Source organism: Ornithinibacillus proteolyticus, assembly GCF_039581225.1.
Classification (GTDB): domain Bacteria; phylum Bacillota; class Bacilli; order Bacillales; family Amphibacillaceae; genus Ornithinibacillus; species Ornithinibacillus massiliensis.
The window spans coordinates 1-10740 of the sequence record NZ_JBCPXV010000070.1; the positions used below are offsets into that span (position 1 = coordinate 1).

Annotated in this window: 12 protein-coding genes; 2 read left to right on the top strand and 10 right to left on the bottom strand. The window is 36.7% G+C overall.

Annotated elements, in window-relative coordinates; translation table 11 throughout:
• Positions 1 to 128: 128 nt before the first annotated feature.
• The 3 genes from AAIB49_RS18520 to AAIB49_RS18530 form a co-directional block, all read right to left on the bottom strand.
• The gene (locus AAIB49_RS18520) at positions 129 to 881 is read right to left on the bottom strand and encodes a prepilin peptidase (protein WP_339214308.1); all 753 of its coding nucleotides are present in this window, start codon (positions 879 to 881) and stop codon (positions 129 to 131) included.
• A 400-nt stretch (positions 882 to 1281) separates the two neighbouring features.
• Positions 1282 to 1962: a metal-dependent hydrolase gene (locus tag AAIB49_RS18525; protein WP_339214306.1), complete on the bottom strand. Its 681-nt coding sequence runs from the start codon at positions 1960 to 1962 to the stop codon at positions 1282 to 1284.
• Positions 1963 to 2126: 164 nt separating this feature from the next.
• Positions 2127 to 2792, bottom strand: a complete 666-nt coding sequence (locus tag AAIB49_RS18530) for a PspA/IM30 family protein (protein ID WP_343458914.1) — start codon at positions 2790 to 2792, stop codon at positions 2127 to 2129.
• A gap of 133 nt (positions 2793 to 2925) precedes the next feature.
• Between AAIB49_RS18530 and AAIB49_RS18535 the strand changes: the two genes are divergently transcribed.
• Positions 2926 to 4023, top strand: a complete 1098-nt coding sequence (locus AAIB49_RS18535) for a M24 family metallopeptidase (RefSeq protein ID WP_339214304.1) — start codon at positions 2926 to 2928, stop codon at positions 4021 to 4023.
• A gap of 297 nt (positions 4024 to 4320) precedes the next feature.
• Here AAIB49_RS18535 and ald read toward each other — a convergent pair whose 3' ends face one another.
• Together ald and AAIB49_RS18545 are read right to left on the bottom strand one after the other, a co-directional pair.
• Entirely contained in the window at positions 4321 to 5436 is a 1116-nt protein-coding gene (ald, locus tag AAIB49_RS18540; protein WP_343458915.1) for an alanine dehydrogenase, read from the bottom strand.
• 136 nt (positions 5437 to 5572) lie between these two features.
• Entirely contained in the window at positions 5573 to 5734 is a 162-nt protein-coding gene (locus AAIB49_RS18545; RefSeq protein WP_339214301.1) for a hypothetical protein, read from the bottom strand.
• Between the two features lie 115 nt (positions 5735 to 5849).
• Between AAIB49_RS18545 and AAIB49_RS18550 the strand changes: the two genes are divergently transcribed.
• A complete protein-coding gene (locus AAIB49_RS18550; RefSeq protein WP_339214300.1) occupies positions 5850 to 6284 on the top strand; it encodes a universal stress protein in 435 nt (144 codons plus the stop codon).
• A gap of 119 nt (positions 6285 to 6403) precedes the next feature.
• Here AAIB49_RS18550 and AAIB49_RS18555 read toward each other — a convergent pair whose 3' ends face one another.
• The 5 genes from AAIB49_RS18555 to AAIB49_RS18575 form a co-directional block, all read right to left on the bottom strand.
• Positions 6404 to 7588 carry an acetate kinase gene (locus AAIB49_RS18555; RefSeq protein ID WP_339214299.1) on the bottom strand — a complete coding sequence of 395 codons (1185 nt, stop codon included), beginning with the start codon at positions 7586 to 7588 and terminating at the stop codon, positions 6404 to 6406.
• Complete coding sequence (locus tag AAIB49_RS18560) at positions 7585 to 8583, bottom strand: class I SAM-dependent methyltransferase (RefSeq protein ID WP_339214297.1); 999 nt, start codon at positions 8581 to 8583, stop codon at positions 7585 to 7587. The genes AAIB49_RS18555 and AAIB49_RS18560 overlap by 4 nt, the downstream gene beginning before the upstream one ends.
• A 190-nt stretch (positions 8584 to 8773) precedes the next feature.
• Positions 8774 to 9274 carry a thiol peroxidase gene (tpx, locus tag AAIB49_RS18565; protein WP_343458916.1) on the bottom strand — a complete coding sequence of 167 codons (501 nt, stop codon included), beginning with the start codon at positions 9272 to 9274 and terminating at the stop codon, positions 8774 to 8776.
• Between the two features lie 80 nt (positions 9275 to 9354).
• Positions 9355 to 9918 carry a GerW family sporulation protein gene (ytfJ, locus tag AAIB49_RS18570; protein WP_339214294.1) on the bottom strand — a complete coding sequence of 188 codons (564 nt, stop codon included), beginning with the start codon at positions 9916 to 9918 and terminating at the stop codon, positions 9355 to 9357.
• A gap of 28 nt (positions 9919 to 9946) precedes the next feature.
• Positions 9947 to 10549 carry a DUF2953 domain-containing protein gene (locus AAIB49_RS18575; RefSeq protein ID WP_339214293.1) on the bottom strand — a complete coding sequence of 201 codons (603 nt, stop codon included), beginning with the start codon at positions 10547 to 10549 and terminating at the stop codon, positions 9947 to 9949.
• Positions 10550 to 10740: the final 191 nt, after the last annotated feature.

Genomic DNA, 10740 nt, shown 5'->3' on the forward strand with positions numbered 1-10740 from the left:
GAAGTACTCCTCCAGTCTTTTTATGGTTTGTGGTCAACTACCATTATACAAGATTTGGGGAGGTACTTCTTTTTTTATCTCTTAAACCCCTTGATACACAAGGGCTAAGAATTATGAAATTCATTCATTTATAAAAATTGAACATAAAAAGATAAAATTCTATCTGTAAAGAAATAGGAAATGATAGCAGCAAATACAATATAAGGTCCAAAAGGAACTGGTTGCTTCTTCTTAATGATCCCGAATAACATCAAAATAACGCCAATGAAAGCACCAAGCAAGCAGGACAAGAAAAAAGTCATAAGAACCTTTTCTAACCCCAGTACTAATCCTAACAAACCAAACAACTTCATATCTCCTGCTCCCATTCCACCTCTACTAATGATAATAATTAGAGCAATCAAGCTAATTCCAATTATTGCTCCAATGATAGGCGACCACCAAGGTTGAATAGGGTCAATAATTAATAGAATGATAAAGAACGGCAAGAAGAAAAGTAGTAGTTTATTCGGAATGAGCATATACTTTAAATCCGTTACTAATACAATTATCGATAAGGAAACTAATAAAAGCACTTTAATTAACTCCAGCTCAATCCCAATCATCATATAACTAAATGCAAATAATATCCCCGTTAGTAATTCTATAATGGGATATAAAATGGAAATACGTTCACCACAATATCGACATTTCCCTCGTTGGATAAAAAAAGATACAACCGGTATTAAATCATACCAAGACAACGTATGATGACAACTTGGACATCTTGAACGGTCATTTGTGAACGATACTTTTTGAGGCAACCGTATGCCGACAACATTATAAAACGAGCCTAAAACCAAGCCCAAAAGAAAAAACGATATAATAGCAAATAACTCCATTCCATTACCTCCATCTCTAAAACTGTAACGATTATACCATTAAATTAGAAAAAATAGACGATTTAATAAAGTTAGAAGAATTGGCTTTAAGAAGAAAATAAGCGGGGATCAAGCGGAGGGCCAATCATAGGAAAAGGCCTGAGCAATTAATTTACATAGCTACTCAGGCCCTGTTATTTAAATGTTTGCTAATAATACCCAAGCACTGTTTATAATGTTAAGCTCCTAATCACGGTCATGATAGCGATTTTTTCCTTCTTTACTAGCCAAGAAAAGGAGCCTACTAACAGCAAATCTCAGACCGATGAACAAAAAGACAATTGGAGTAGTAAGTTATAAAAATCATTGCAAGTTAGCAAATCCATCCTTACACCACTCCAATTTTCTCCAGAGGGTTATATCACAGTTCTAAAACACTACCTGCTTCCATTACCTTACCCTCACCAGTCTTCAGCCGTTGAACAAAATCCTCTGGATTCTGTTCAATTACTGGAAACGTATTATAATGGATTGGGACGACGGTCTTAGCACGAATCCAATCTGCTGCAACGAGTGCATCCTCTGGTCCCATTGTAAAGTTATCCCCAATTGGAATAAACGCTAAATCAATTGTATACATGTCGCCATACATTTTTAAATCAGAGAATAACGCAGTATCTCCTAGATGATATATCGTCTTCCCTTCGACAGTTAACAGAATTCCTGATGGCATACCTGTATAAATCATCGTTCCATCCTCTTCTGTAAACGCTGATCCATGGAAAGCTTGGGTAAACTTAACCTTTCCAAAGTCGAATTCACGTGAACCGCCAATATGCATATTATGTACCTTAACACCTTTAGTACTTAAATAATCAGCTAATTCATTAGGAGCAATCACTAGTGCATTATTTCTTTTGGCAATCTCAACTGTATCTCCAACATGATCATTATGTCCGTGTGTGAGTAAGATGTAATCAGCCTTCACCTCAGCTGCATTTAAATCACATAATCCATTTCCGGTTATAAACGGGTCAATTAAAATCGTCTTATCTCCAGATTCTACTTTAACAACAGAATGTCCATGATATGATACTTTCATTTACGAATCATCCTCCTAATTGTGTTTACGATATACATTCTACATTTATAGCTAAAATCCTTTTAAAATATAAGAAAAGACAGCATTATAAATGACATGCTGTCTTTGTTTTACCATACGAAGGATTGGAAATCATATAGACTTCGCTTCCCGGGCTTTTTTGATTACTCTTTCCCCATTGCTCTCTTTAATGCTTCTAAATCATCATCTACATTAGAATCAAGTTTTCTAAATTCATCATCTAATGTACGAGCTTGTGTTGATAGATCTTCTGTCGTTTCTGCTTCTGCTTCAAATTGAAGTACTTTTTCCTCCATGCGTTCAAAGCCACGTCTTGACTCATCACCACCGATGGATGACATGCTACGATTAATCTTCGTACGTGTTTTAGCAGCTTCTGCACGTGCTTTTAATGAATCCTTTTTCAGGTTCATTTCTTGGTATTCTTTCTTCATTTCATCAAGCTTTGTTTTAAGTACTTGCGAGTCATTTTGAGCTTGCTCATAGGATTGCTGAAGTAATGTAGCTTGGTTTTCATATTCTTTCTTCTCTTGCAATGCTCTTTTAGCCAACTCATCTTCCCCAGCAAGTACAGCTTTTTCAGCTTGCGCCTGTCTTTTCTCAACCATCGCTTGCGCATCTTCTGCTTTACGTTTTAGAATTTTTTCGTTTGCTATTTGCTTCGCTACAGCAGCTTCTGCTTCTTGGATATCTGCTCCCATATCGCGAAGGAATTGATCTAGCATTTTTACTGGATCTTCCGCTTTATCAAGCATTGCATTTAATTCTGAACTTACGACTGTCTTTATTCTCTTAAAGAATTTAAACATAAGCAACCTCCATTAATTAAAATTTATTGAATGTCTTACCTATAGTACGAAAGAAAAAAGGAAAGGTTTCAATTTTCTTAGTTGTAATTCATTTTTTTTAATGTTTATAATTAGTATAAATGAGGTGAAATAAATGTCTAATAGAATTCAATCTTTACTAAGTGAATTACAAAAAAATCAACTAGACAGTATGCTAGTCACAACACCAGCTAATGTATATTATTTAAGTAACTATTTAACTGATCCACATGAAAGAGTTGTTGCTGTGTATGTAAGTACTACTCTTGATCCTGTACTTATTCTACCAGCGATGGAAGCAGAAGATGCAAAAAACGCTGGTTGGAATTATGCTATGATTGATTATCATGACCATGAAAATCCATGGGAATTGTTCAAATCGTTCTTAGAAGAATCAGGAAACCTACCTGGAACAATTGGTGTAGAGGAAGATAACCTTACATTAAGCCGATACCATAATATTAAAAGTATTCTACCTAATTCTACCATTAAAAATGCACAAGAGCTACTTTCAACGCTACGTGTCATCAAAACGGAAGAAGAATACGCATTACTGAAACGTGCTGCTGAACTAGCTGATTTCGGTGTTCAAACCGGTATAAATGCTTTAAAAGAAGGTATAAGCGAGCTTGAGGTCATTGCCACTATTGAATATGAGCTTAAAAAACAAGGTGTTCAGGCAATGTCATTCTCTACCATGACCTTATTTGGTGACAAAACTGCTTCTCCACATGGTACACCAGGAACAGCTAAACTAAAAAAAGGTGATATGGTATTATTTGACCTTGGTGTAGTTTATGAAGGGTATTGCTCTGATATAACGCGGACTATTGCTTTTCAGTCTATAACTCCGGAACAAGAAAAAATATATAACACAGTTTTAAATGGACAATTAAAAGCTATTGAGGCTTCAATTTTAGGTACTGCAGTCGGAAATATTGATAAAGCGGCACGTGAGCATATTGAAGCAAGTGGATATGGAAAATATTTTAACCATCGAATTGGACATGGTTTAGGGTTGGAAACACATGAATATCCATCTTTACACGGTAATAATACATTACCATTACAAGAAGGAATGTGTTACACAATCGAACCAGGAATTTATGTGCCAAAAACAGCTGGTGTCCGTATTGAAGATATGATTTTCATAACCGAAAATGGCCCAGAAATACTTACAAAATTCCCTAAAGAACTCCAAATCATCGATTAATACGTAAAGAGGTTAGGACAAAACTATCTTAAAGTAAAAACCGAATGATGAGCTACGACCACGCTCCGGAAATATACTTGCGGTTGCTTCCAGCACAGGGGCGACATCTGCTCGAAAAGACCTCGCAGTGTCTTCTTTACCGCCGGGCGGCTGCCTTAGCCTCCTCGTGCTACTTCTTTAGGGGTCTCAACCTTGCCCTATTCTCCCGCAGGAGTCTACGTATATTTCCGGAGCTAGTATCGTGTATCATTCGATTTTACATTTATTTCTTTTAGTTATGTCCCAGCCTCTTATTTTTTAACCTAATAAGTTTTCTACACTTCTATACTCCAAATCATGTGCTGCTGCGACTGCTTCATAGGTTACATAGCCATCAAGCGTATTCAATCCCTTTAATAATGCTGTATTTCCTAGACATGCATCGCGGTATCCTTTATTAGCTATTTGTAATGCATATGGCACTGTTACATTGGTTAAACCAATCGTAGATGTTCTAGGTACTCCTCCTGGCATGTTTGCAACAGAATAATGAAGCACACCATGCTTCGTATACGTCGGATTATCATGGGTAGTAATTCGATCACTCGTTTCAAAGATTCCACCTTGGTCAATGGCAACATCTACTATAACAGAGCCCTCTGACATCGCTTTAACCATTTCCTCGGTCACTAGCCTCGGTGCTTTTGCTCCAGGAATAAGTACTGCACCAATTACTAAATCTGATTCACGAACACATTCAGCAATATTCAGTGGGTTAGAAATCATCGTATTAATCGAAGAACCAAAAATATCATCTAAATAGCGTAGCCTTTCCGGATTTAGATCTAGAATCGTAACATTTGCTCCTAATCCAACTGCGATTTTCGCTGCATTAGTACCTACTACACCACCGCCAATAATCGTTACATTAGCTCTTTTAACCCCAGGGATTCCTGCTAGTAATATCCCTTTTCCACCTTTTGGTTTCTCTAAAAATTGAGCTCCGATTTGAGCAGCCATACGACCTGCCACTTCACTCATCGGTGTTAATAATGGTAAAGAACCATTACTTAGTTGAACCGTTTCATAAGCCAGTCCAATTACTTTTTTCTCAAGTAAAGCACGTGTAAGCTCTGGCTCTGCTGCCAAATGAAGATATGTAAACAATATTAATCCTTCATAAAAATAGTCATATTCTTCAGGTAATGGTTCTTTTACTTTCATCACCATTTCCTGTTCCCATACCTCTTTTGCAGTATCCACTATTACTGCACCAGCTTGTATATATTGGTCATCGGTAAATCCAGAACCGATACCTGCATTTGTTTCAACCAATACATCATGACCAGCGTTTTTTAAGGACATGACCCCAGCTGGTGTAATCGCGACTCTGTTCTCATTATTTTTTATCTCTCTTGGAACCCCAATTTTCATTTGGAACACCTTCCCTGTAATATTGTAAGCACTTCCATTGTATCAAATTTTGTAAAAAAAACTACTATTAATATTAGAATACCGAATATCCAAAAAACAATCTACCCAAAATTCGAGTAGATTGTTTACTTGAACATTATGCCTTTCTATTGTTAAATGCCCATATCCCTTTGTTATTGTGTAATTGATCTTCTACTACACCACTTTGATAACTCTCAAATAGCTGGTTCTGTACAGCGGAAACACCACTTGGGTCTTCGAATAATTTGTGTTTATTTTTATTCTTATTCTTAGCCATGAATTCACCCCCATTGTTAGTTTGTGCGTTTTTCGTCAAGAAAGGCCTGTTTACTTTTACCAAATGAAAGCGTTTTTATTGTATAATAATGGTAGATAAGAAAGGGGAGAGAAGGATGAGATATGAGTATAAACATATATTAGTTGCAATTGATGGTTCTCCTGCCTCTGAAATAGCTTTTAACAAGGCACTTGATATTGTGATGCGCAATAATGCTCATTTAATTATTGCACATGTAGTGGACTATCGTTCTTTTGCCTATGCAGAGTCTTATGATGGGACATTATCACGTAAAGCAGAAGAATATGGCAAAGAGCTAATTCAACATTATACGGAAAATGCCAAAAAAGCTGGTATTAACAATATCTCCTATTGTATAGAATACGGTTCCCCTAAAGTGAAGATTGCAAAAGATATAGCGAATAATGTCAAAGCAGATTTAATTATTTGTGGAGCAACTGGGATGAATACAGTGGAAAGATTTTTAATTGGTAGTGTATCGGAAAGTATCACGAGACATGCTTCCTGTGATGTACTTGTAGTACGATAACCGTTTTTGCTTGAAATCTAACTGATTAAGCTTTAATCACTTCGCACAATAGCTCTAAAAGAAAATAGTGGGTAAACCATCCGCCGATGACTTTACCCACTAATCTTTAGTATTTTTGGTTATTGTGCTAGACGGATAGTATCACGAGCAATCATTACTTCCTCATTGGTAGGAATAACGATAACTTTCACAGGTGAATGTGGGTAACTAATCACTTGTTCTTTACCTCTTGCGGCATGATTTAATGTTGGATCCCAATAAATACCCATAAATTCTAATCCGTTTAATACTTTAGCACGCATCGTGTCACTATTCTCACCAACACCAGCTGTGAAAATAACGGCATCAATTCCCGACATAATTGCACCATAAGAGCCAATATATTTATGAATTCTACTTGCAAACACATCAAGTGCTAATTCCGCACGTTTGTTTGTATCTGCTTGTCCTTCAATATCGCGTAAATCACTTGAAAATCCAGATAATGCAAGCATTCCGCTTTCTTTATTCAGTACATTGATAACCTCTTCTGCTGTTTGCCCTGTCTTTTCCATAATATATGGAATTAGTGCTGGGTCAATGTTACCAGAGCGTGTCCCCATTGTTACACCAGCTAAAGGAGTGAAGCCCATAGAAGTATCAATAGATTTACCACCTTTAATAGCTGCTATACTTGCTCCATTTCCTAAATGGCAGGAAATCAAACGTAAATCTTCAATCGGTTTACCCATTATTTCTGCCGCACGTTGTGAAACATATTTATGGGATGTCCCGTGGAAGCCATATTTACGGATACCATATTTCTCATAATACTCATATGGTAAGCTATATAAATATGACTTAGGTTCCATTGTTTGATGGAAAGCTGTATCAAAGACTGCTACCATTGGAACATTCGGTAAAACTTCCTTAAAAGCATGAACCCCTGTTAAGTTTGCTGGATTATGTAATGGTGCAAGTTCAGAAACTTCTTCAATATCTTTAATAACTTGTTCCGTTATTAAAACAGAGTCATTAAACTTTTCGCCACCATGAACAATACGATGTCCAACAGCATTAATTTCTTCTAATGATTGAATTACTCCAGATGATGTAAGCTTGTCTAATAATAATTTTACTGCTACCTCATGATTCGGAATATCGGTAATTTGTTTATCTTTTTCGTCTACTTCAAATGTAAATACCGCCTCAGGTAAGCCAATTCTTTCTACAAGCCCTTTAGCCTTTACAATCTCTTCTGGCATTTGAATAAGCTGGAATTTTAACGATGAGCTTCCAGCATTAATAGCTAATACGTTTGTCAACTTTGTTCACTCCTGTTGTTATGATAATCTTTAAACCAATTATTCATTTTACTTAAGACATCCTCCATCGCTCTAGTATTTTTCAACGAAGGAAGCTGTACTAGTAATGGTTGTTTCGGTCCCTCTGTATTTTTCCCCTTCTTCTGCAGGATTAATATGAATTTAGCATTTTTCTTAGCTTTAAAAGCACTTTCCGGTAGCTGAATTACCCCAACGATATGGGCATGCTTCTGAATGAAAGCATGCAGCTCGTCCTTTCCTTCACTCTCAAAGATGAAGTTCGGTACCATCAATACTAAATAGCCACCATGTTTTGTATAATTTAAGCTTTGCTCGATAAACAAATGGTGACTGAAGGAGTGACCTTCTTTTGCTTTCAATTCATAGCTTGCTGCACGAATGTCGTCTGGATAATACCCTACAGGTAAGTCCGAGACAATTAAATCTACTGGATCTAATAAGAAGGGTCTTAGGCTATCCTGATGGAAAAATTCAATAGGTGTTTTTTGTAAATTAGCACTAATTAAAGCTAATTGTATTAAAGTCGGATCGACTTCACTAGCGTAAGCCTCAACTGATTGATCTAATTGTGATATAACGGTTGTGAGCATATTACCAGTGCCCGAAGCAGGATCAAAAATACGTAATGTTTCACTTTTGACTAATTTTTGAACGAGATAACCTACAAGTAACGAGACAGCTTCAGGGGTAATCAAATGCTGCTGTTGTGTCGTATCCTTCATTCCTTTTAACACGGCAAACTGAATAGCTTTGCGTATATCATCAGCATGATAATCGTCCAACTGAATGCGTTCTAATGCCGTATTCAGTTTATGTGTGAGGATATCATCCATCGATTCTTCCGGACTCTGATAATAAAGTGTTTCTAATGCCAGAACTAAACTATCCAGATAGGGCTCATTTAAATGTTGTTCAATGACTTGGGTAGTCTCATCCATCCATTCAAACAAGTTTTCAACCTTTGTTTTTTCCATATTATAATCCTCCGTTCCATTGAGACCCGTTATATTGTATCAGATGCAGCACACCCTGTACAAGATAATGATTTAGACAGAAGATTTTTATTTCATTAAAGATTAACGAAAAAAAGTCCCCGTATAAGGTATGACCCCAATGGAATAATCTTTGGAAATCAATACCTATAGCGGGAGACTTTTTCATCCTTTATTCTGCCTGTTTAGCCGCTTCTAGCGCTTTATCGTAGTCAGGATGGTCGGACACTTCAGGAACATATTCAACATATGCAATCTTATCACTGGAATCTACTACAAATATAGAACGAGCAAGAAGACGAAGTTCTTTTATTAAAACACCATATTTTTCACCGAAATCTGCATCACGATGATCAGAAAGTAAATCAAGACTTTCTACATTATTCACTTCACGCCAACGCTTTTGAGCGAAAGGTAAATCCATACTTACCGTTAGGACTTGTACATTTTCTAGCTTTTGTGCCTCTGCATTAAAGCGATTTGTTTGTATCGAGCAAACACCTGTATCAACCGATGGGACGACACTTATTAATTTTATCTTCCCTTTGTAATCTGCTAGTGATTTTTCTTCTAAGTCATTCGTAAGAACCGTAAAATCTGGAGCTTGATCCCCGACCTTTAATTCGTTTCCTACTAATGTAACTGGCTCTTGTTTAAACGTAACATTAACCATTTTCTTCCTCCTATTCCATAGACTTATTTCTATTATAGTAGAATAAAATGGCGATTTCCAAGAAAAGAATCGCCATTGTCTTAAATATCGTAGATTGATGCCTCATCGGATTCTTTCTTTTTATCTCCAGATTGCTTATTTTCATCCACGTCTTTATCCCTCTTATCTCCACTATCCTTCGTTTCATTACTCTTTTGCTTCTCTTTAGAACCTTGTCCTTTACTTTGGCTACTCTCTTTTAGTAATTGCTGAATTTTTTCAACAGCTTTTGGAGCAAAGTCTATTAGCTTTTCATAGATATGCGTGTTTTGATCTAAGTGTACCATTTTAATCCCTTTATGATTTACTATTAAAAAGGCTACCGGTGTAATCGATACACCACCACCACTACCACCGCCAAAAGGGAATACCGCTTCACTACTAGCACTATCACTATCTCCCCCAGATCCGGTGCCAGATCCAGAATCACTTGGTACAAATTCACTTCCACCTGCAGCGAATCCAAACCCTACTTTTGACACTGGAATAATGACACTTCCATCCGGAGATTCAATAGGATCACCAATTATTGTATTGACCTCTACCATATCCTTTAAACTTTCCATAGCTGTCGTCATAAGACCTTGAATCGGATGTTCCTCCATTGTTATCCTCCTTTTTAATTTTCCTTGTCTAAGTATATATTTCCTTGTTCAAATTACTATTTCGTAATATACGTAACCCGGTGTGAATAGCTTTTCCTAATCGGATAGATACAATGCAATCTATTTCAGAATATAGTCCTCTTTGTTGAAAATGGGGTGTGACAGATAGTTTCGGTTGGCAGCTTAGATTAGATAATTCATGAAAAAAGCTAACAACGGTCCCTTTCATCATCCATACTCCTCCAGACATAATCCCAGTTGAAGCGGCATCACCAGTACCAAAATCCGTTCTCCATAATAATTGATGGATGACAATACTTTTCATCATCATTTTGATTATCTTCTTCACTTCTTTGAAGGAAGGGATTACGGTTTGTACGACTTGCTTCATATCTTTGTAATCTTCCAGATCCATTTCTTCGAGCATGTCTAGGATAGACGTTTTTTCTTTTTGAGACTCGTCATTTAAAATCAGTTTCCGATGGATGATTCGTAATCGGATATAATATATATCCACTGTCATAAAATGATTTGTTTTTTGATATCGATAATAAACTCGTATCCTTACATTGAGGATAAGAAGTAGTATTACGATGATACATATTACAAGCGCAGTAATAATCCAAGCCATGCTTCCATCTCCACGATTTAATAACGATAGTTTGCCACAAGTTTCCAATTTTATGCATAAACAAAATCGAGTAGGAGGAGGCGATTAACCTCCGACCTCTCACACCACCGTACGTACGGTTCCGTATACGGCGGTTCCATCTAAGTCCAACGTAACGTTTGATATCTACTAAATAGACTCTTTAGCCCTTG